A 21,946-nucleotide genomic window follows, 5' to 3' on the forward strand; every position below is an offset into this window, starting at 1 on the left:
CGATGGGGCGAGGGCTCAGTTCGCGATGACCTGCACCGTGCGTACAGTGCCTTGGGACGAGGTGATGGTGGCTGTCGGGTTCGCCGACGGAATCACCGTTGTGCTGTTGCTCACCGTCAGCCTCCAGCGCCCGGTCAACGGCACCGTGGTGCTACCCAGGGTTACCGGCCCGGTCGGGGTGGTGACCTGGACGGTGATGGTGTTGCCGGTGGTCACCGATGACGTACCACTGATGTCCCAGTTGAAGCGGTTGTTGGACCGCGCTGTCACGGTTGCAGCTGTGACCGCGAAGGTTTCCGCAGCAGGCCGTGGCGAGACTTGCACTGTCACCGTGGCCGGGGCCACCGACACGGCACCGAAGCTGTCCCGGGCGAAGTAGGTGAAGGTCGTGGTGAAGGCCGTGGTTATCGTGGCCGGAGGGGTGTAGGTCAGGACTGTGCCGTTACTGCTGACGGTGCCGCGACCTGCCGGTGGTTGGGTGAAGCTGTTGACCGCCAGCGGTACGTTGTTTTCCGGATCGTTATCGTTGGCCAGCACACTGATTGGAATCGCCACACCCAGCGTGGAGACGGCATCGGCGGTAGCCACCGGAGGCTGGTTAGGCGCTACGGTGATGGTCACGGTCGCCGCGGCGGTCGAGGCCAGGCCTTTGACGTCTTGTGCCTTGTAGGTGAAGGTCGTGGTCAGCGGTACGGTGACTACCGCAGGTGGGGTATAGACGACGGCCGTCGTTCCGCTCAATGCCACGGTGCCCTGGCCAGCGGCTGGCTGGGTCAGCGCGGTGATGCTCAGCGGCGTGTTGCCATCCGGGTCGCTGTCGTTGGTCAGCAGGCTGAGGGTGATCGGCACCCCGAAGCTGGTGCTGCCGCTGTCGGCGACGGCGATCGGCGCCTTGTTTTCGCCGGTGTCGGGTGCTGTGCCGACCACGACGACTGGCTCGGTATCGGTACCGCCCGCAGCCGATTTGATCGTCACGGTGGCCGGTGGCTGCGTCAGGTCGGCGACGGTCAGGCGTTGCAGGGTGCCCGACTTGGTCAGCCGTCCGTAGCCTTGGGCAACCATGTCCGGCACCACCACTTCGTCAGAGGAGGTGGCTTCGATCAGCAGGCTGTGGTTGCTCCAGCTGTAGCGAGCGGTCTGGACTTTCACCACGTCGGTGACTTTGCTGGAGGCTGCCGTCGGCCGGGTGGTGCTCGTCGGGTCGGTCGCGGTGACCACCACCACCGGCGGTACGGTGCTGCCGGTCAGGCGGTGGCCGAAGAACTGGCCGGTGTTGTTGCCGACCATGGTGGTCAGGCATGGCGTCTGCGGTGGTCCGGGAACCAGGGCCACGGTTTCGCGGAAGCACAGGCTCGAATTGTTCGCCGACTTGCCGAACACTTCCACCCGGGTACTGCTGGTGCCCGGACCTGTAGAAGTGCGGCGGTAAGTGGCGCGGCCGATCTCCACAGGGGTTTGCGCACGGTTGTCGAGGACTTTGCCGGACACGGTGAACAGGTTGGTCTGGATAGTCCCGGGCGGGCCCTGGATGCGCAGGAAGTTGGTGTTGTTGGGGCTGCCTTTGACCGGCTCGGTGAGGTTCGGATCGCCTACGAACGTCTCGATGGCGCCAGTATCCGGGTTCACTTCGGTGTAGGGTCCGTTGACACTTTGCAGGAAGGGGCCGACCTCACCATTGAGCGCGCCGCTGAAGTTGCCCGGTGCGCCGATGCCGATGTCGCGGGTGATATTGATTGCCCGCCGCCCCGGTGCGGTGACGTTGACCGTTTCCACGCCGTACGGGTGGGTGATGATGTAGGTCCCGGCGACCGGCACGTTCACCCGCAGGCGAATCCGCGCGAAGCTGGCCTGGTCGCCGTCGACAGGGTTTTCCGCGGCGAACGCCGCTTCGATCCCGGCCACGTAGGCGTCCACGCCATAGCCGGCGACATCGTTGATGCTGGTCTCGGCGAGGAACCAGAATGCCTCCGGTGGCCAGTTATCCGGGAATACCATCGGCAGGGTATCGTCGAAAACCCCGGGTTCGGGATTGAGGATGCACATGTAGGCTGGCGCGCCAGGAGCGCCGGGTGCACGGGTGCTGGTCGCCCGCGACTGGCACAGTTCCAGCGACAGCAGACTGGTGTCCTGGTACCACATGGGGAATTTCCCCGTGGCAAAGGTGTAGGGGCCGGGGTCGACGGCACCGAGTTGCGCGAATGCGCTGCCGGACAGCGAGAGCGTCAGCCCTAGCGCGTTGAGCGCGAAGCGTGGCCACTTGTTCATGATGCCTCCTGATGCGGATCTGGGCATGAGAGCGTTCATTGCACGATGACCACTTCTTCGGTGTCGCTGCCGCCATTGGCTGACGTCACCCGAACCTTGGCCGGCGGAATCGGCGAGATGTTGGTCGACAGGGTTTTCACCGCGCCGTCGCCACTGAGTGCGCCGATGGCGACACCGGTGCCGGAGGTGGCGGTGAGGACCGGTGGCGATGTTTCATCGCTGGTCGAAGCCACGATCGTGAGTTGTGCGCTATTGAGGCTGTACTCGGCCCGTGAGATCACCACCAGGTCGCTCAGCGGCATGGACAAGGAGGTTGGTGTGCTGGTGGCAATGGCCAGGTGGTTGTCAGCGGTCACCGCCAGGTTGCTCGGCAACGTCGGGTTGGTGGCGGACTGGGCATACCAGTGGCCGGTGGTGTCGGCCTCGGTCAGGTTCAGCACCGGGCTGTTGCTATCGAGGGTCACGGTGGCCGGCGGCGGTGGGGCCAACACGAACACGTCCTGCTGCGACACCGGTGCGCTATCACCGGCTTTGCGCGAGTACGTGCTGCGCTCGGCGATGATCGGGGTGGGGCGGGTCACTGTCGACAACTTGCCGGAAATGGCCATCACCGTGGTGCGCAAGTCCAGGCCGTTAGGCCCTTCGATACGGATGTAGTTGGTGTTGTACGGGCTGCCGGTGAAGGCTTCTTCCAGGTTCGGGTCGCCAACGAATTGCTCGGCTGCACCGGTGACCGGGTTGGTCTCGGTGTAGGGGCCGTTGACACTGCGCAGGAACGGACCGATGTCGCTCTTGAGCGCGCCGTCATAGGTTTTCGGCGTGCCAATGCCGATGTCCCGGGTCATGTTGATCGCACGGCGTCCACCGGCGGGAACGTCGAAGATGTCGACTCCGTAAGGGTGAGTGATGGTGTAGACCCCGGCGGTGGGCACGTCGACGCGGATACGGATACGGCCAAAACTGACCTGGTCGCCTTCTTTCGGTTCTTCTGCGGCAAAGGCGGCTTCCACGGCACTGACAAAGGTCAGGTCGATGCCCCGGGCCGCATCGACGATGGAGCCGTCGCCGGTGAACCAGAACGCTTCATCGGGAAAATTGGTCGGGAAAACGATGGGTTGTGTATCGTCGAAAACCCCGGGGACGGCGCCCAGGAGGCACATGTAGGACGGTGTACCTGGTGCACCGGGAACCCTGGAACTGACAGCTTTTGTCAAGCACAAGTCAAGGGTTCGGCCATGGCTGTCCTGATACCAGGAAGCGAAGCCACCCGTGGCTGGCGGGTAGGGACCGGGATCTACAGCAAACAGCGCGGCCTGGGCTGCGCCTTGGGCCAGAGCACTCACGACCAGGGCGATCGCGGTTTTGGACAGTAAAGGGTGCATGAGTATTCCCTCTATCAGAGTACCTGCCCCTTGGATATGGGTCAGTTGGTTGGTCTTCGGCAACTCCCATGCCAACCGTCAAAAAAGTCGGTGCGGGCCCCGGTACGCAGGCGTTTGCCCAGTGCTCGATGGTCGAACGGCAAATACCCGGGCGGGCCTCTTTCCCCATCTTTGGGGGTAGATCGGGGCTGCGGGGGGAGTGGGGAATCGGGGGAGGGGAAGGCCCCAAGGTCGGGCAAATTGCTAGTAGTGCGCTATAAACCTATAGGGGTTTTGCGGGAACACTGTCCATGACCATGCTTGCAAAGACACTGGCGTCCGACCAGGGCGAAATTCGCTTGAGCTCACGCAAACAGCCGTTCAACCTGCTGCGCTGGTTTTCGCTGATCAGCATGGCGGTGATCGGCACGGTGGCGGTGGCGCTGGGCTCGGTGTCGACCAAATTCGTGATTACCGAAAGCGTGCAGCGCGATGCCCTGCTGACCTCGCAATTCATCCAGGCGATTGCCTCGGCCGAGGTCCGCCATGTGTCGATTCCCAATGTGCGGACCATGGGCGAGCTGCTCGACCCGCGCAAGGACCGGGACTTTCCCGACGTCGACCCGCTGGCCCGCGCCAACGCCCGGGGCGAATTCCTCGACCACATCGAACATTTGCCGGATGTGATCCTGGCCAACATCTATGCCCCCGACCGCATGATCATCTGGTCGACCAACCCGGCCCTGATGGGCACCACCATTCACGCCGACGAAGACCTGGACCAGGCCTTCGCCTTGCAGACCCCCGTGTCAGCCAGTTATCACGATGTCGACAAGGCGCGCATGGAACAGAAGTTCATCACGCCGCCGGAATACATCTTTATCGAAAACTACATTCCGCTGTTCGATGCCGAAGGCAAGAACGTCACGGCGATGGTCGAGATCTACAAGGAACCCAAGGACCTGATCAGCCGCATGGAGCGCGGACTGGTGCTGATATGGCTGGCCACGGCCCTGGGTGGCGGCCTGATCTACCTGGGGTTGTACTGGATCGTGCGGCGGGCGGCGATCCTGCTGGCGACGCAACAGAAGCAACTGATCACCAACGAAACCTTCGTCGCCCTGGGCGAGATGTCGTCGGCCGTTGCCCACAGCCTGCGCAATCCCCTGGCGACCATTCGCTCGAGCGCCGAGCTGGCGCTGGAGTTCGACACGGGCCCGGCGCACAAGAACATCAACGACATCATCGGCCAGGTCGATCGCATGTCAAAGTGGGTTCGCGAGTTGCTGCAGTCCCTTCGACCGCTCAATGACGACGTCGAAGCGGTCAACCTGGTGGCGGCGCTGTACGACAGCCTCACGGCTTTCGAGCAGCAGATCGTCAAGGCCCGGGTCAATGTGCTGTTCGAACCTATAGGCACGCCGATGGTGCAGAGCCAGCAGGTGCAGCTGACGCAGATCCTCAACAGTTTGCTGGCCAACGCCCTGGAGGCCATGGACGAAGGCGGGACCCTGGGCATCACCATGGCGCCCATCGACGCCATGAGTGTCCGGGTAGTGGTCAGCGATACCGGCAAAGGCATGACCGAGGAGCAGCGGCGCATGGCGTTCCGTCCGTTTTTCACCACCAAGCACGGCGGGCTGGGTGTCGGGCTGGTGCTGGTCAAGCGCATCATGGAACGCTTTGGCGGGACGGTGGCCCTGGAAAGCCGCGAGGGCGAGGGCACCCGCGTCAGCCTGACCTTCAGTCGGATTCCCTGAAAATGGGTGTGAACTTTCCCCGCTAGCGGGTGCCATTCCCCAGTCGTTTTTCCCGGTCATGGCACATTGATGTTGATAAGCCATTGTTTTGCTGTGTGTTAATACCTTTGTATAAAACAGTTACAATTTTGGCTGACTCCTTGCAAAACCCCCATCACCCCCTTCCCATATTCGAGGCGGCTGGTGATGGACATAAAAGCGCGGTATCCCTTCAAATGGTTTGGTCTGTTGACGCCCTTGAGCGTCGCTTTGACGATTTCACTCAGCACAGGGACCTTGCGCGCCAGCCCCATAGACGATGAGCGACAGCCAGAGCCGACTGATCCCTCTGCCTATTACGATGAACCTGAAGACAAGGCAGGGGCGCTGAACGCCATCCTGACCATGCCGGACGCCAACGAGGATTCCTTCGACCTGCCCGACGGGGTCAAGGGCTCACGCGACACCGAGCGGGTGGAAAACGCTCTGCCGCCTGCGGTGCAAACCAGCTTCAACTACCCCACCAATGGCAAGCCGAGCCCGCTGTACAACGCCCAGCCGTTCACCCAGCAACTGCTGCTGTTCGAAGAATTCGGCCCGGAAAAACTCGACCCCACCACGCCGGCGGCGCCCTTGCCGTTTCCCGCGGCGGCCATTGGCCCGTTACCGGCGCAAGACCCCAACAGCGCGGCCCGCAGCGCTCCGCCGGGACCGGCACTGGATGCCTTCCTGCGCCAGCCGGGGCTGACCCCGTTCCCCAGCCAGTACGCCAACGTGGTGGATCGCAACCCGTGGCAGGCGCAGATCGAGTACTTTCTCAACCGGCATATCGGCTCATCCGCCGAAGGTCGTCCGCCAGGAAAGGGCTGGTCCCATCAGCGCTGGAACGAGTTCTATCCGCAAAACGCCTACAAGACCGTGCAGACCGGCGCGCGGATCAACGGTGGCTTGCGTGACGCCCGGCAGATGCACGGCTATGCCGTGGGCGAGTTCGGCCCCGGTGGCCTGTATCACAACGTCGCCGGCGTAGCGGCAACGGACGGTACGTCCAAGGGTGTCGACCCACGCTTTCACCCGAATATGCCGGTGCAGAACCACAACTCGGTCTGGACCTTCGACGGCACCCTGCCGCCCAAGCTGCTGATGGTCCGCTACGGCCAACCACTGCTGATGCGCCACTACAACGGCTTGCCGATCGACCCCTCGGCCAACATGGGTTTTGGCCTGCACACCATCAGTACCCACGAACACAATGGCCACGCGCCCGCGGAAAGCGACGGTTATGCCAACGCGTTTTTCTTCCCCGGGCAGTACTACGACTATCGCTGGCCGATCCAATTGGCCGGCTACGACAGCATCAACACCGACGCCCATGATCCGCGCGCAGCGTTCCCTTGTTCGCCAGGCGAAACCCTGTGGACCAACGACATGAGCCCGAGCCGCAAGACCTGCGAGAACGGCACGATCAAGATCCGCGGCGACTGGCGCGAAACCATGAGCACCCACTGGTTCCACGACCACATGCTCGATTTCACCGCGCAGAACGTCTACAAGGGCAACGCGGCGATGATGAACTACTACAGCGCCCTGGACCGCGGCAACGAGTCGGTGAACGACGGCGTCAACCTGCGTTTCCCCAGCGGCAGCGCCTTGCCGTGGGGCAACCGTGACTATGACGTCAACCTGGTGTTCGCCGACAAGGCCTGGGACGGCAATGGCCAGCTGTGGTTCAACCCGTTCAACACCGACGGCTTCCTCGGCGACCAGGTGCTGGTCAACTGGCAGTGGAAACCGACCTTGGACGTGCGGGCCCGCAGCTACCGTTTCCGCATGCTCAACGGCTCGGTGTCGCGCTACTTCAAACTGGCGCTGGTGCGGGAAATCAAGGGCACCAGCGGCGAGTTCCAGGGGCCCAAGGGTTCGGGTGTGTCCTATGCCCGTGTGCCGTTCCACATGATTGCCAACGACGGCAACATCATGGAACACAGCGTGCCATTCGACGGCACCATGGACCTCGACGCAGACGGCGACAAACAGAATCACAACGCCATCCTGCCGACCCAGGGCATTGCCGAGCGTTTCGACATCATCGTCAACTTCGCCAAGAACGGCATCAAGCCGGGGGACAAGCTGTTCTTCGTCAACCTGCTGGTGCATGACGACGGCAAGGGGCCGAAAGAGCCCGTCCCCCTGGCTGACGTGCTGTCGGAGAAATACCTGGCGGTGATCAAGCAAACCAGCAAGGGACCGATGTGGGACAAGGGCGATCCGGCGGTGGGCAAGGTGTTGCAACTCAACGTCAAGCCTTACACCGGCCAGGACCTGGCCATGGACCCGGCAGCCTACGAACCGGCCAAGCCGGGCAAGGCTGAAGGCCTGGTGATGATCCCGTTGAAAATCCATCGCGACAACGCCGCCGACAAGGCGCTGTTGGCCAAGGCTCGCCATCGCACCTTCACCTTCGGCCGCTCCGACGGCACCGATGAAGCGCCCTGGACAGTCAAGACCGATGGCGGCTTCGGCTTCCACATGGACCCTCGGCGCCTGAACGCGTCGACCCAGTTGGCCAGCGGTCCCACCGATGCCGGGGTCGCCGGCTACGGCACCCTGGAGGTGTGGAACATCAAGGCCGGCGGCACGGGCTGGAGCCATCCGGTGCACGTGCACTTCGAGGAGGGGATCATCCTCAGCCGCGGCGGCAAGGCGCCACCGGAATGGGAAAAATGGGCGCGCAAGGACGTGTACCGCATCGGCTCGGAAAAGGATGGCCTGGACAGTGTCGAGATGGCGATCAACTTCCGTGAATTCGCCGGGACCTACATGGAGCACTGTCACAACACCCAGCACGAGGACAACTCCATGCTGCTGCGTTGGGACATTGAAAAGCCCGGGCAATTCCAGTTGATGCCGACGCCTTTGCCAAGCTGGGACGGTGTGCGCTACGTGAACTCCGCCGCGCTGCCAACCTTCCGTACTGGCGACGGCCTGGGTCCAAAAGTGACGGTCAAACAATGAGACGGGAGGGTGTCGACATGAAGTTGCCTACCGCACGTTCGCAAGCACTGGGCATGCATCTGGTGCTGATATTGGTGACAGGGTTGCTGGCCAGCCAGTTGCTGGTCGCCAATCAGGTGCCGTCGACACCCGCTCCGGTCGCCGCTGAAGATTCCACCACCCCGTGGGGTGGCGACTATTTCCCCAACACCCTGCTGACCGACCAGGACGGTCGGCAGGTGCATTTTTTCGATGACCTGATCAAGGGCAAGGTGGTGGTGATCAATTTCATCTTCACCTCGTGCAGCGACTCCTGCCCGCTGGAAACCGCACGCCTGCGCCAGGTGCAGAAGCTGCTCGGCGACCGGGTCGGCAAGGACATCTTCTTCTACTCCATCAGCATCGATCCCTTGAGCGATACGCCCGCCGTGCTCAAGGCCTATGCGCAACGCTTCCAGGTCGGGCCGGGCTGGCAGTTCCTCACCGGCGAGTTCGCCGACGTCACCGAGTTGCGGCAAAAACTCGGGCTGTTCATCGAAGGGGTCGACAATGGCCGCAGCAAGGACCACAACCTGAGCCTGATCGTCGGCAACCAGCAAACCGGTCGCTGGATGAAAGCCTCGCCCTTCGAAAACCCGTGGATCCTGGCCGATCAATTGGCCAATACCTTGCATAACTGGAAACAACCGAGCATTGGCGAAAGCTATGCCAATGCACCAGAGATCCGCCCGCCGAGCAACGGCGAAGAATTGTTCCGCACCCGTTGTGCGTCGTGCCACAGCCTGGGGCCGATGGACGGGCAGGGCATCGGCATGCGCAGCATCGGCCCGGACCTGGTCGGCGTGACCCGCCAGCGTGATCCGGCCTGGCTGAGCCGCTGGATCCGCGAGCCGGACCGCATGCTGGCCGAGAAAGATCCGGTCGCCATGGAATTGTTCGAGCGCTTCGACAAGATCCCGATGCCCAACCTGCGCATGGATGAGCACTCGGCGCAGTCGATCATCGAGTTCCTGCAGGACGAAACCGAACGCCAGCAGCCGTTGCTCACACCCCTGGTCATCGGCGCCGAGGAACCGCAACACCAGCACGCCATCGCCGCACCGGACAAGGCCCGGGTGCAATAGTGGCGAAATAGTTATATCGGGCAGCCAGTGACGGTCAATGCCACCTACACTGATCGGGAATGCGGCTGAAAATGGCTTGTGTCAAGCGACCAGGACATCCCATGCAGATACTGGAATCAAAGCCGGATACGCCGGCAGCAGAGGCCAAGGATTGGCGACCGCCGTTCAACCTGGTGCGCTGGTTTTCCCTGGCGAGCTTTTTCATCATTGCCGGCGTGGCCTTGGGACTGGGCTACATTTCCACGCGCTTCGTGGTCGAGGAGAGCATCGAGCGCGACTCCATGCTGACTGCGCAATTCGTTCAGGCCATCGGCGCGGCGGAAATTCGTCATGCGGCGATTTCGCCGAACCGCACCATGGGCGAAATGCTCGACCCGCGCAACGACACGGCCTATCCCGGCGTCGACCCGCAAGCCCGGGCCGCTTCGCGCATCGAGTTTCTCGATCATGTCGAACACCTGCCGGACATCCTGCTGGCCACGGTGTACGCCCAGGACCGCACGGTGGTCTGGTCGACCAACCCCGAGCTGATCGGTGTGCGCATCGAAAACGACGATGAACTGGACGAGTCCTTTGAAATGAAGGAAGCGGTGTCCACCAGCTACCACGAGATCGACGAGGAGCGCCCCGAGCAACGCCTGCTGCGTGAACCGCAATACCTGTTCGTCGAGAACTACATCCCGATGTTCAACGCCGACAGAAGCAAAGTGATTGCCATGGTCGAGATCTACAAGGAACCGACGGACCTGGTCGAGCGCATCCAGCGCGGGTTCAAGGCGATCTGGCTGACCACCCTGCTCGGCGGTGCGGTGATCTACCTGGGATTGTTCTGGATCGTGCGCCGTGCGGCCCTGTTGCTGCAAAGCCAGCAGAAACAGCTGGTGGCCAACGAAACCTTCGTCGCCCTGGGGGAAATGTCCTCGGCGGTCGCCCACAGCCTGCGCAATCCGCTGGCCAATATACGCTCCAGCGCCGAGATGGCCCAGGAAATCGCCAGCCAGCCCGCGCAGAAGAACATCGGCGACATCATCGGTCAGGTCGATCGCATGTCGCGCTGGGTCCGTGAGTTGCTGGTGTCCTTGCGCCCGGTCAACGACGACTTTGAACCCGTCGACCTGGTGCTGGCTATCGACGACACCTTGAGCGCCTTCGCCCCACAGATCCAGCGTTCGAACGTCGAGGTGCGCTTCTCGCCCACCGCAGTTCCACCGGTCGTCAGCCAACAGGTGTTGCTCACGCAGATTCTCAATAGTCTGTTCGCCAATGCCCTGGAAGCCATGCCCAAGGGCGGCGTGCTGAGTATCGAAATTGAAACACCGGCAGCCGATCAGGTGTGCATGATTCTCAATGACACTGGCAAGGGCATGACCAAGCAGCAACAGCAAATGGTCTTCAAGCCGTTCTTCACCACCAAACAGGGAGGGCTGGGCGTTGGCCTGGCCCTGGTCAAAAGAATAATGGAGCGCTTCGAAGGCTCGGTCGAACTGACCAGCCAAGAGCAGGAAGGAACCCGCGTCTGTCTCAATTTCAAAGTGGCAACGGGAGGGGAATATGGAGCACAGCATACTGCTGGTCGAGGATGATGAGCTGCTCGCCGAGAATATCCAGACTTACCTGGAGCGCAAGGACTTCGAAGTGACCGTCTGCCACTCGGCCGAAGACGCACTCTCGCAGTTGAGCACCTTTCTTCCGGATGTGGTGCTGACCGACAACTCATTGCCGGGCATGAGTGGACACGACCTGATCCAGAAGCTGCGCATCAGCGCGCCGGATCTGAAAGTGATCATGATGACTGGCTACGGCAACGTCGAAGATGCCGTGGTGGCGATGAAAGAGGGCGCGTTCCACTACGTGACCAAACCGGTGGCGCTGCCGGAGCTCAAGCTGTTGCTGGACAAGGCCCTGGCCACCGACCGGATGGAGCGCACATTGTCGTTCTATCAGGAACGCGAAGCGCAGAAGTCCGGGGTGCAGGCATTGATTGGCGAATCGGCACCGATGGTCTACCTCAAGGGCACCATCGCCCAGTTGCTCGACGCTGAGCGGCGCATGGCCAACACCGATTTGCCGCCGGTGCTGGTGGAAGGCGAGACCGGCACTGGCAAGGAACTGGTGGCGCGGGCGCTGCATTTCGACGGTCCGCGCAGCAAGGGGCCGTTCATCGAGTTCAACTGCGCCTCGATTCCTTCCAACCTGGTGGAATCGGAGCTGTTCGGCCACGAAAAGGGCGCCTTCACCGATGCCAAGGACCGTCGCCTGGGGCTGGTGGAAGCGGCCGACGGCGGCACGCTGTTTCTCGATGAAATCGGCGAAATGGACCTGATTCTGCAGGCCAAGCTGCTCAAACTGCTGGAAGACCGGACCATCCGCCGGGTCGGTTCGGTGAAAGAGCGCAAGGTCGATTTGCGGGTGATCAGCGCCACCAATTGCAACCTCGAGCAAATGGTCCAGCAGGGCAAGTTCCGCCGCGACCTGTTCTTCCGCCTGCGCATCATTTCGATCAAGGTGCCGCGCCTGTATGCCCGGGGCGAAGACATCCTGCTGCTGGCCCGGCACTTTCTAGCCACCCATGGCAAACGCTACGGCAAGCCGCACCTGCGTTTCAGCGAACAGGCCGAAGAACTGCTGCTCAACTACACCTGGCCGGGCAACGTGCGCGAACTGCGCAACATGCTCGAGCAGACCGTCTTGCTGGCGCAACACGACACCATTGCCGCCCACCAGTTGAACGTCTGCCTGAGCCTGGTGGACGAACCGGCGATGTTTACCCATGAGCTGCCACCGAGCGAACCCCGTGCGGCCTATAACGGCAATGAGTCGATGAACCTGCCGGAAGTGGAGCGCGACATGGTGCGCAAGATGCTCGACAAGACTGACTGGAACGTCACCAAGTCCGCTCGGCTTTTAGGCCTGAGCCGCGACATGCTGCGCTACCGGATCGAGAAGCTCGGGCTGGCGCGTCCGGACAAGCGCCAGTGGTAGAGGAGCAGTTGCAAGCTTGAAGTTGCAGCGGCACGCAACAGCCGCCTTGGCTACAAGGCCGGGTTCTGACCGCTGAGGCACGCCAACATGCACGTCGGGTCGAGGACCTCCTGGTTCACGTAGACGCCGTGTTCGACGTCATAGGTGCGGATGAACACGCGCACGGTGGTATCGGCCACCGTCGGCAACCGGGAATCTGTGAATACGTGCTGGCTCGACACCGGGGTGAAGGACTGGGGCGATGTCGGTATGTAGGATCCCGGCGGCACGGTGCTCAGGGTCGGAGGCACCGGATGAGCAAAGGGCTGATCGGCACCGTAGTAGTTGAATTCACTGCTCGATTCTTCGGTTTGCATCGCACTGTCGTCCGCCTGGGCGCTGCTGGCAGCCAGGCACAGGGCAAGTAATAGCGTGGATACGGTTGTGTTCATGGCAGCACCTGCGGCATCGGTTTTCGCGCGTTTCCCCAAGGTCATTAACTATAGCGTTCCCGCGGGCGAGCGTCGGTGGTGCGTGGTTTACAACAGCGCAACACGGCGGTGATGGGGGCGTTTGCCGTCAGCCACTCGATTCAACCGCGAATGCCGGAGCGTGCAAGATGGCGCCCTGGCACGCGCCCGTTCCTCCAACTTGCCCGCGTCATCGTTGACGACCATGCGAGAAAGTTCGAGAAAGGGGGAGGTTTTATTTGCCGATGCCCTGTACTACGTCAACTCAAGCCGCTCCAACGCATAATCCTTACCTGCCAGGGTCAGTTCAAAAGTGGTGGTGCCGAACGTACCCCGAGTCACTTTTTGCCTCACAAGACCCTTGACCTGGAGTTGTTTTAGACCGGCTTCAACTTCTGACGTGTTGAGTGAGACAAGTTTGCAAACCGAGCTCAAGTTTGCAATTTTTCTAAAGCTCGCGTGATAGGCCAACGCTTCCATCAATAGCGTTTGGTCATCTGTCAATCGTGGGAACTGAGGGTTGTTCTTTTTGTAAACTTTGCGCTCTAACTCGTGTAACTCAACGTAAGCTCCATCCGTGATGCGGGCGTAGTAAATCGCGACGGACAGCATGCTGATCAACATCGCGATAATCATCAGCAGCGACCAGTTCGGCATTGGCGTTTCCAGCCCAAGCCAGTCCCAAAAGCCTTGCAGCCATTGCGTGGTATCGGCCAGCAACGTCAGGTCGAAGTGAGTGTCGAGCAGCTTCATGGCAGCCCAGGCGACAAGGAAAATTCCGGCCGAGCAGACCATGACCGTGAACGTGAACGGGGAAGGCTTCCCTTGTGCTGCCATGCTGCTCGTCTCAAGTGCAGAAACAGGTCTTGTCAGCATAGCAGTGGAAAGTGGCCCGGCTATTGGCAGTTGCCTGTTTTGAAGTGGGCGAGCCCCTGCACCTGTTGCCTGTAGGCACTAAAATAACCGGGTGATTTCATTCAAGATCCGATCCTGGGTTTGAGTACTTGGCCTGTGACGGTAAGCCACTGCAAAAAAGGCAACGCCTTCATAGTCGCAGCGAATCGAAAAAGTCATACCTTCTCGCAACCCATAGACTGATCTTTCTCCTGCTTCAACAAAATATCTCGCTTTTGCAAGGGCCGCCCTGGCGTGCTGCAGACAGCCAGCCTGGTTAAGTGAGTGTTGTAGCCAGCTAGTCGTGACGCGCACAGACGACGTCTCGCTGTCATCGATAGGGGGGCGAGTGATTTCTTTAGTCGGTGCCCTGTAGTTCTCGTCGCTGCTGCAAGCGGTCAGCCCCATTGCAATGACACCTAGTAAAAAACCAGACCGAACGCTCGAATGCTTAAGTGGATTTCGCATCGTGGGGCGTACCTGTGACGTTCTGCAATGAATGAAGTGGCTACTAACGTAATAGCGGATTTTTGATCTTTTGCTAGCCATGTTCAGTAATTGCGACACGACTCCAGCCGCCCGCGATAGACCCCCGGCGCACACCCCAGCCACCGCAAGCACGCCCGGTTGAAGCTCTGCACGTCGCTGTAGCCCAAGCGGTCGGAAATCTCGACCAGCTCCAGGTCCGCCTCTTGTAAAAAATCTTCGGCGCGGCAGCGGCGGTACTCGTCCAGCAACTCGGAAAAACTCCAGCCCAGGGACTTCAGGCGCCGTGCCGCGGTGCGCTCAAGCATGTGCTGGCTTGTGCAGAACTGCTGCCAATGGGCGCCGGCCAGGTCGGCGATCACATAGTCGCTGACCTGCTCGAGCAGGGTCGGCTCACTGTTGCGCCGGGTTTGCTCCAGCAACTCCACGAGGGTCTGTTCCAACTCATGATTGCCGGGGGTGAGCGCGGTGACGAACAGTTGAGGATCAAGGTGAATCGCATGCTGCGCCATCCTCCAGCGTACCGGTACCCGGAACGCCTGCTCGTGATCCTGGGGGTTGGCTGGACAGGCGCCGACCAGGCAGATCGCGAGGATCGGATCACGCGCCAGGCCGCTGGCGAGGAATTTTCGGCGCAGCATGCTGCACAGGCTGATGAGGATGTAGTCGGCAATCGACGCACAGGCCTTGACGCTGCCGCCATCGAGCAGGCGCAGTTCGACCGCGTCCTTGTCGCGTACCACCTGTGCCTGGAAATGCCCGTTGAAAAACGGAAAGAACCGCTCGAAGTATTGACAGGCGCTGTCCAGGGACGCCGCGACGTCGAACAGGTAAGTCAGGCCGTTGGTGGCGGTGGACACGAAGCGTCGGCCGGCCGCCAGGCCGATCAGCGGGTCGCCGGTCTGTTCCAGCGCAAACGCCCAGAAGCGCCGCGACAGGAACAGCGGAACCCGTCCCAGATGACCTTGCCGGACGCATCCTTGACCTGGCCCTTGAACGGCGCGATCAAGCCCTTGCCGACCGACTCGTAATCGATGCGATCGCTGAAGGGCAGTTGTTGCAGCACGGCGCTGTTGCTGGCCGCGGTTTGCGCGCTGGCCGCCACAGGTGCATCGGCGGCGTAAACCGATTGCGCCAGGCAGGCGGTGATCAGGCAGGCCAACAGGCCGTGGGGGCTCAAAGTGAAACGAGGCATGGCGTCTCCGTTTTTTATCGTTATGGTTAGACCAGCCTCGAGGGTAGGGCGGTGGCCGGGCAGGGCCACAATCGGCAACGGACAAAAACCATTCCGGGCCGCTATCCTTGGCCCACGCTCATCGAACGGGTTCTCCCATGCTTGAAGTCCAGGGTGTCTTCAAAAGCTACGCCACCCCGCAAGGCCCATTGCCGGTGTTGCAAGGAGTCGACCTGAGCCTCAAACCCGGCAGCAGCCTGGCGCTGATGGGCGAGTCGGGCAGCGGCAAGAGCACCTTGTTGCACCTGATCGCCGGGCTGGACAAGGTCGATCGCGGCAGCATCCGCAGCGGTGAGCATCGGCTGGAGCAGATGAGCGAAGGGCAACTGGCGAGCTGGCGACGCAGCGAAATCGGCCTGGTGTTCCAGCAGTTCAACCTGATCGGCAGCTTGCGGGTGGAGGACAACCTGGCGTTTCAGGCGCGCCTTGCCGGCCGCCACGATCCGCGCTGGCAGGCGCATCTGGTGCAGCGGCTGGGCTTGGGCGATCTGCTGCGGCGCTATCCCGAACAACTCTCCGGCGGCCAGCAGCAACGGGTCGCCTTGGGCCGGGCCCTGGCCTCGCAACCGAAGTTGCTGTTGGCCGACGAGCCCACCGGCAGCCTCGATGAAGCCACCAGCGACGAAGTGCTGAAGTTGCTGCTGGAGCTGCTCGACGACAGTCCGACGACCCTGCTGATGGTCACCCACAGTCCCAGCGTGGCGGCGCGAATGGCCGAAAAAGTGGTGCTGCACGGCGGTCGGCTGGCGGCAGTGGACGAACGCTGAGATGCGCATTCTTCGCCAGACCCTGCGCGCGCTGCTCAGTCATTGGCGGCAGCACCCGGTGCAGTTTTTCAGCGTGCTGACCGGGCTGTGGCTGGCCACCAGCCTGCTCACCGGGGTGCAAGCGCTGAACAGCCAGGCGCGGGACAGCTATGCCCGGGCCAGCCAGCTGATCGGCGGTGAACCCCAGGCCAGCCTCAGTGCGCCCGGTGGCGGGACGTTCGCCCAGCAGTGGTTTGTCGACCTGCGCCGAGCCGGCTGGCCGGTGTCGCCAGTGTTGCAGGGCCGGCTGATGCTCAAGGGCCATGAAGATCAACGCCTGCAACTGATGGGGATCGAGCCCGTGTCGCTGCCGACCGGGTCCGAGGTGGCGGGGCGGGCATTGGCCATCGAGCAGGTTGTCGAGTTTTTCTCTCCACCGGGCAGTACCTGGATTGCACCGCAGACCTTGCAGGGACTGGGGCTGAAGGAGGGCGAGCGGCCGTTGGCATTGAACGGCCAGGCCTTGCCGCCGCTGCACGCTCAAACGGACATGGCGCCGGGGGTGTTGCTGGTGGACATCGGGTTTGCCCAGCAGGTTCTCGGTCTGCCGGATCAGTTATCACGTCTGCTGTTGCCCAAGGATTTCACCGCGAAACTGCCCGATCAGTTCAAGGGACAGTTGCAGTTGAAAACCAGCGGCGAAGAAAACAATCTGGCGCGCCTGACCGAGAGCTTTCACCTGAACCTGGACGCCCTGGGGTTTCTCTCGTTCGTGGTCGGTTTGTTTATCGTGCACGCCGCGATAGGGCTGGCGCTGGAACAGCGTCGCGGTTTGCTGCGGACTCTGCGCGCCTGCGGGGTCAGCGCGCGGATGCTGATCACCTGCCTCGCCGTCGAACTGGGCGGCCTGGCCCTGATCGGCGGCGTGGCCGGGGTCGTCAGCGGTTATCTTTTGGCCAGCGTGCTGCTGCCGGATGTCGCCGCCAGCCTGCGCGGGTTGTACGGTGCCGAGGTGGCGGGGCAGTTGAGCCTGAGCCCGCTGTGGTGGCTCAGCGGCGTCGGCCTGAGCCTGCTCGGTGCGGCGCTCGCCGGCGCTAACAGTCTGTGGCGGGCAGCGCGCTTGCCGTTGCTCGCCCTGGCTGATCCGCAGGCCTGGCATCAGGCCCATGCGCGCTGGTTGCGCCGCCAGGGCTGGGTGGCGGCGCTGGCCTTGTTTATTGCGTTGCTGGCATTGCTGCGCGGTGACAGCCTGGCCAGTGGTTTTGTGCTCATGGCCGCGTTGTTGCTGGGCGCCGCATTGGCGTTGCCGGTGGTCCTCAATGCCGTGCTCAATGGCTTGACCCGCCGCACGGCTTCGGTGCTCGGCCAGTGGTTTGTCGCCGATTGCCGCCAGCAATTGCCGGCCTTGAGCCTGGCGCTGATGGCGCTGCTGTTGGCCCTGGCGGCCAACATCGGTGCCGGCAGCATGACCGCCGGTTTCCGCCAGACCTTCAGCAACTGGCTCGAACAACGGCTGACCGCCGAGCTCTACCTCAATCCGCAAAACCCGGCCCAGGCTCGGGAGATGTACGGCTGGCTCAAGCAACAACCGCAGCCCACGGCAGTGTTGCCCAACTGGCAGGTCTCGATTCAATTGCAAGGCTGGCCCGCGGATGTGTTTGGCGTGATCGATCACCCGACCTATCGGCAACACTGGCCGTTGCTGGAAGCCCTGGACGACAAGCCCTGGGATCGCCTGGCAACGGACGACACACTGATGCTCAGCGAGCAATTGGCGCGGCGCTTGAAAGTGAAGCTCGGCGATCACTTGACGATAACCACGCCCAACGGCCCATGGTCGCCGCGCATCGTCGGGATCTACGCCGACTACGGCAATCCCAAGGGCCACCTGCTGGTCAACGTCGATCACTTGCTGCGCGGCTGGCCGCAACTGACGCCGAATCGCTTCAACCTGCGCATCGAGCCGGCCTTGATAACACCCTTCGTCACCGCACTGCAGGCACGCTTCGCCCTGGAGGACAGTCGCATCGTCGATCAGGCCCGGCTCAAGGGCTGGTCGACGCAAGTGTTCGAGCGCACCTTCGCCGCCACCGCCGCGCTCAATAGCCTGACCCTTTGCGTGGCCGGCGTGGCGTTGTTCATCAGCCTGCTGACGCAAAGCCAGAGCCGTCTCGGGCAACTGGCGCCGCTGTGGGCGCTGGGCGTGACGCGCCGGCAACTGATGCTGCTCAACCTCGGGCAAACCTGGCTGCTGGCTGTGCTGACCCTGGTGCTGGCGTTGCCGTTGGGCATCGCGCTGGCCTGGTGCCTGGACGCGGTGATCAACGTCCAGGCCTTCGGTTGGCGCCTGCCGCTGCAGGTGTTTCCCGTGCAATTGCTGCAGTTGATGGGGCTGGCGTTGTTGGCGACTTTGCTGGCGTCGGCGTGGCCGCTGTATTCGCTGTATCGCACGCAACCGGCGGACCTGCTGAGGACCTTTGCCCATGAGGATTAAGTTCGGGCTGTGCCTGGCCGTAGCGTTGCTCGCCGGTTGCGATCAGCCGGCGCCGGATGAAAAGGGTTTCGCCGGACTCGGCAATCAAGCGGTCGCGTTTACGCCCGTAGTGACCGGTCGGGTATTGAGCTTCCCGGCGGATCATGGCCCTCACGACGGTTTTCGCATCGAATGGTGGTACGTCACCGCCAACCTCAAGGATGAGCAGGGCCGCGAGTTCGGTGCACAGTGGACGCTGTTTCGCAGTGCCTTGAAAGCCACGCCAGAGGCGACTGGCTGGGGCAACCAGACGATTTGGCTGGGCCACGCGGCGGTGACCTCGGCCTCGGTGCATCATGCTGCCGAACGTTATGCCCGTGGCGGCGTGGGCCAGGCCGGCGTGAGCCTGACGCCGTTCAACGCGTGGATCGACGACTGGCATTTCAGCAGTCAGGCAACGGGCGCCGATCCCCTGGCCGATCTGCAACTCAGCGCCCGCGACAAGGGCTTTAGCTATCAACTGCGGCTGACTGCGAATCGACCGCTGGTGCTGCAGGGCGACAAGGGTTTCAGTCAGAAGTCCGAACAGGGCCAGGCTTCCTATTACTACAGCCAGCCATTTTTCCAGGCCAGCGGCACGCTGGAGATCGATGGCCAGCGTTTTCAGGTCAGCGGCCCCGCATGGCTCGACCGGGAATGGAGCAGCCAGCCCCTGACCGCCGACCAGAGCGGTTGGGACTGGTTTTCCCTGCACCTGGACGGCGGCGAGCAGGTGATGCTCTATCGCATGCGGCAAAAAAACGGCGAACCTTACCTGACCGGCACCTGGATCGACGCCCAGGGCCAGCCGCAACGGCTCAACGCCGACGACATCCACCTCACCCCGCAGGACACCGCCAGGGTGGCCGGGCGTTCGATGCCCGTGCGCTGGTCGATCCAGATCCCCGGCAAACACCTCGACATCGTCATCAGCGCCCTGAATCCCGATAGCTGGATGGCTCTGCGCATTCCCTACTGGGAGGGGCCAGTGCGCTTGAGTGGCAGCCATGGCGGGCAGGGGTATTTGGAAATGACCGGTTATTGAGGCGGAACTCTCGGCAAAGCGCTGCCCTCCTAAGTCAATAAGCCCTTTGCCCGGAGCCCGCCATGCGCGAAGACCTCACACCGCCCGACCTTGACGCGTGGCAGCGCCTGTTCGAAGACGAGGCTTACTGGCAGCAGTCTCCCGACTCCTATTACATGGATTTGCAGCGGCTGGCCGACGATCTGTTGGGGCAGGGGGCCATTGATCTCGAACAATGGCAGGCGCTCAAGGCCCGGGCGGAACAATCACACAAGGATTCACCAGCGATCAACGTTGCCCGGGAACTCGATGATCCCAAGGCATGATTGCCAGCGGCGAATCAACGGCACAAGAAACTGCGAACACTCCCTGATCAGCGTCTATGCTCATCCCTCACACGGCGTTGAAACTTCGTATCAGCGCCGTTTGTCATCCTCCATCACAGGGAATGTTCTGCCTATGAAACTCAACGCACTGACCAAAGCCGTCACCCTCGCCACCTTGCTGTCTGCCGCCAGTTTTAGTGCCGTCGCAGAAGACATCCCGTTGTCTGCCGTCGTGGAAGCTGATCAGATCAGCACCGAAGTCGTTTCGGTCGATGCCGCCAAACATCAAGTAGTGCTTAAGGGGCCGGAAGGTCGTCAGGTCCAGATACAACTGACCGACAAGGCGAAAAACCTCGACAAGCTCAAGGCCGGCGACCAGGTCGATATCAAGGTCACCCGCTCCGTCGCGGCCTACCTCGACACCGACGTCGACAAGGGCTTGCCAGGCAGCTCGGAGCGTGCCGGTGAAGCCCGCAACGCACCCGGGAACGTCCCTGGCGGCGAAGCTTATCGTCAGGTCCAGGTCCAGTTGCAAATCACCGGCATCGACCTGAAGACAAACCAGGTGTCTTTTAAAAACCCGCAGGGGCAGACCAAAACCATCACTGTCGAAGATCCGAAAGTTCAAGCCAAGCTCAAGGACCTGAAAGTGGGGCAAAGTGTCTACGTGACATACACCGACATTCTGCAAGTGACCACCAAAGCCAAAAGTTGATTGATCTATCCATTGATTGTTCCTGTACAAATTTTGTATAGGAACAATCAGTTACTTTGGTCGAGCTGGTGAGTTTAAGTTGTTGGTTTCGAATTGTATTTCAGGTGAAATATTATAAAAATTCGTATCAGCAAATTTCATGTTTCAGGCGCGGACATATCCATAAACATCTATTAAAATACACCCCGTTCGCCCAGTGTCAGGGTTCTTTACCAGTGCATGGAACGCCGAGGCCATAGCACTGGGCGAACACCTTTCCTCGAAATACGACTGCATGTTCAATCGAATGAATGGCGCAGTTGTGGCGCTCTGCATATTCCCCCAGGTTTAAACTCGTAACTGATTGTTATCTGTTTTGCCTGCAGCCCCGAGATGGAGTGACGACGACATGAAAATCCTGATGGTTTTAACGTCCCACGATCAATTGGGTAACACCGGCAAGAAAACCGGCTTCTGGCTGGAAGAATTCGCTGCACCCTATTACGTCTTCAAGGACGCCGGCGCACAACTGACCCTGGCCTCGCCCAAGGGCGGCCAGCCACCGCTGGACCCAAAAAGCGACGAGCCGGATGCACAAACCGAGGCCACCGAACGCTTTCGCCAGGACCCCGCGGCGCAATCCGCGTTGGCCTCGACCGTCGTACTGGGCACGGTGAAGGCCGGGGACTTTGATGCGATCTTCTATCCAGGCGGTCATGGACCGCTTTGGGACCTGGCTGAAGATCGTCATTCGATCGCCCTCATCGAAGCCTTCTACAACGCTGGCAAACCGGTCGCGGCGGTCTGCCATGCGCCGGGTGTGCTGCGCCATGCAAAGGACGCCGACGGCCAGCCACTGGTCAAGGGCAAGCAGGTGACGGGGTTCACCAACAGCGAAGAAGAAGCGGTACAACTGACCACGGTCGTGCCGTTCCTGGTGGAGGACGAGCTCAAGGCCAAGGGCGGGTTTTTTTCCAAGGGGCCTGATTGGGCGAGCTACGTGCGAACCGATGGGCTGCTGCTGACTGGGCAGAACCCAGCGTCTTCACAGGCCACGGCCGAAGCACTGTTGGCGAAATTGAAATGAACACTTTGTAGGAGCCGGCTTGCCGGCGA

17 protein-coding genes are annotated in these 21,946 nt (G+C 61.7%); 11 read left to right on the forward strand and 6 right to left on the reverse strand.

Translation table 11 applies throughout. The features are described 5' to 3' along the window. Positions 1-15: 15 nt before the first annotated feature. Together ACYP2Q_RS04400 and ACYP2Q_RS04405 are read right to left on the reverse strand one after the other, a co-directional pair. On the reverse strand, positions 16-2,265 hold the full coding sequence (locus ACYP2Q_RS04400; RefSeq protein ID WP_459729366.1) for an Ig-like domain-containing protein: 2,250 nt from the start codon (positions 2,263-2,265) through the stop codon (positions 16-18). Positions 2,266-2,300: 35 nt separating this feature from the next. Then, complete coding sequence (locus tag ACYP2Q_RS04405; protein ID WP_459729367.1) at positions 2,301-3,647, reverse strand: hypothetical protein; 1,347 nt, start codon at positions 3,645-3,647, stop codon at positions 2,301-2,303. Positions 3,648-3,937: 290 nt separating this feature from the next. On the opposite strand from ACYP2Q_RS04405, the gene ACYP2Q_RS04410 reads away from it, so the two are divergent. The 5 genes from ACYP2Q_RS04410 to ACYP2Q_RS04430 all read left to right on the forward strand — a co-directional run bounded on the left by ACYP2Q_RS04410 (position 3,938) and on the right by ACYP2Q_RS04430 (position 12,465). Then, a complete protein-coding gene (locus tag ACYP2Q_RS04410) occupies positions 3,938-5,386 on the forward strand; it encodes a sensor histidine kinase (RefSeq protein WP_459729368.1) in 1,449 nt (482 codons plus the stop codon). Between the two features lie 186 nt (positions 5,387-5,572). Then, positions 5,573-8,380 (forward strand): multicopper oxidase domain-containing protein, encoded by a 2,808-nt coding sequence (locus tag ACYP2Q_RS04415; protein WP_459729369.1) that lies wholly within the window; start codon positions 5,573-5,575, stop codon positions 8,378-8,380. 17 nt (positions 8,381-8,397) lie between these two features. After that, on the forward strand, positions 8,398-9,483 hold the full coding sequence (locus tag ACYP2Q_RS04420; protein WP_459729370.1) for an SCO family protein: 1,086 nt from the start codon (positions 8,398-8,400) through the stop codon (positions 9,481-9,483). A 101-nt stretch (positions 9,484-9,584) separates the two neighbouring features. After that, entirely contained in the window at positions 9,585-11,066 is a 1,482-nt protein-coding gene (locus ACYP2Q_RS04425; protein ID WP_459729371.1) for a sensor histidine kinase, read from the forward strand. Then, positions 11,035-12,465 carry a sigma-54-dependent transcriptional regulator gene (locus ACYP2Q_RS04430; protein WP_274076857.1) on the forward strand — a complete coding sequence of 477 codons (1,431 nt, stop codon included), beginning with the start codon at positions 11,035-11,037 and terminating at the stop codon, positions 12,463-12,465. Before ACYP2Q_RS04425 ends, ACYP2Q_RS04430 begins: the two co-directional genes overlap by 32 nt. A gap of 50 nt (positions 12,466-12,515) precedes the next feature. Here ACYP2Q_RS04430 and ACYP2Q_RS04435 read toward each other — a convergent pair whose 3' ends face one another. The 4 genes from ACYP2Q_RS04435 to ACYP2Q_RS04450 all read right to left on the reverse strand — a co-directional run bounded on the left by ACYP2Q_RS04435 (position 12,516) and on the right by ACYP2Q_RS04450 (position 15,489). Further along, positions 12,516-12,896 carry a hypothetical protein gene (locus ACYP2Q_RS04435; RefSeq protein WP_459729372.1) on the reverse strand — a complete coding sequence of 127 codons (381 nt, stop codon included), beginning with the start codon at positions 12,894-12,896 and terminating at the stop codon, positions 12,516-12,518. 273 nt (positions 12,897-13,169) lie between these two features. Beyond that, positions 13,170-13,751, reverse strand: coding sequence for a hypothetical protein (locus tag ACYP2Q_RS04440; protein WP_459729373.1), 582 nt, complete (start codon positions 13,749-13,751; stop codon positions 13,170-13,172). 608 nt (positions 13,752-14,359) lie between these two features. Beyond that, the gene (locus ACYP2Q_RS04445; RefSeq protein WP_459729479.1) at positions 14,360-15,253 is read right to left on the reverse strand and encodes a helix-turn-helix transcriptional regulator; all 894 of its coding nucleotides are present in this window, start codon (positions 15,251-15,253) and stop codon (positions 14,360-14,362) included. Beyond that, positions 15,181-15,489, reverse strand: coding sequence for a hypothetical protein (locus ACYP2Q_RS04450; RefSeq protein WP_459729486.1), 309 nt, complete (start codon positions 15,487-15,489; stop codon positions 15,181-15,183). The genes ACYP2Q_RS04445 and ACYP2Q_RS04450 overlap by 73 nt, the downstream gene beginning before the upstream one ends. 137 nt (positions 15,490-15,626) lie before the next feature. On the opposite strand from ACYP2Q_RS04450, the gene ACYP2Q_RS04455 reads away from it, so the two are divergent. The 6 genes from ACYP2Q_RS04455 to ACYP2Q_RS04480 all read left to right on the forward strand — a co-directional run bounded on the left by ACYP2Q_RS04455 (position 15,627) and on the right by ACYP2Q_RS04480 (position 21,917). Continuing rightward, positions 15,627-16,295 carry an ABC transporter ATP-binding protein gene (locus ACYP2Q_RS04455; RefSeq protein ID WP_459729374.1) on the forward strand — a complete coding sequence of 223 codons (669 nt, stop codon included), beginning with the start codon at positions 15,627-15,629 and terminating at the stop codon, positions 16,293-16,295. Position 16,296: 1 nt separating this feature from the next. Beyond that, positions 16,297-18,768: an ABC transporter permease gene (locus tag ACYP2Q_RS04460; RefSeq protein ID WP_459729375.1), complete on the forward strand. Its 2,472-nt coding sequence runs from the start codon at positions 16,297-16,299 to the stop codon at positions 18,766-18,768. Beyond that, positions 18,758-19,831 carry a lipocalin-like domain-containing protein gene (locus ACYP2Q_RS04465; RefSeq protein WP_459729376.1) on the forward strand — a complete coding sequence of 358 codons (1,074 nt, stop codon included), beginning with the start codon at positions 18,758-18,760 and terminating at the stop codon, positions 19,829-19,831. The genes ACYP2Q_RS04460 and ACYP2Q_RS04465 overlap by 11 nt, the downstream gene beginning before the upstream one ends. Positions 19,832-19,893: 62 nt before the next feature. Further along, entirely contained in the window at positions 19,894-20,136 is a 243-nt protein-coding gene (locus tag ACYP2Q_RS04470) for a hypothetical protein (protein ID WP_459729377.1), read from the forward strand. 133 nt (positions 20,137-20,269) lie between these two features. Next, a complete protein-coding gene (locus tag ACYP2Q_RS04475; RefSeq protein WP_459729378.1) occupies positions 20,270-20,851 on the forward strand; it encodes a hypothetical protein in 582 nt (193 codons plus the stop codon). A gap of 388 nt (positions 20,852-21,239) precedes the next feature. Continuing rightward, positions 21,240-21,917 carry a type 1 glutamine amidotransferase domain-containing protein gene (locus ACYP2Q_RS04480; protein ID WP_459729379.1) on the forward strand — a complete coding sequence of 226 codons (678 nt, stop codon included), beginning with the start codon at positions 21,240-21,242 and terminating at the stop codon, positions 21,915-21,917. The last annotated feature ends 29 nt before the right edge of the window (positions 21,918-21,946 follow it).

Source organism: Pseudomonas sp. MHK4 (genome assembly GCF_054600775.1).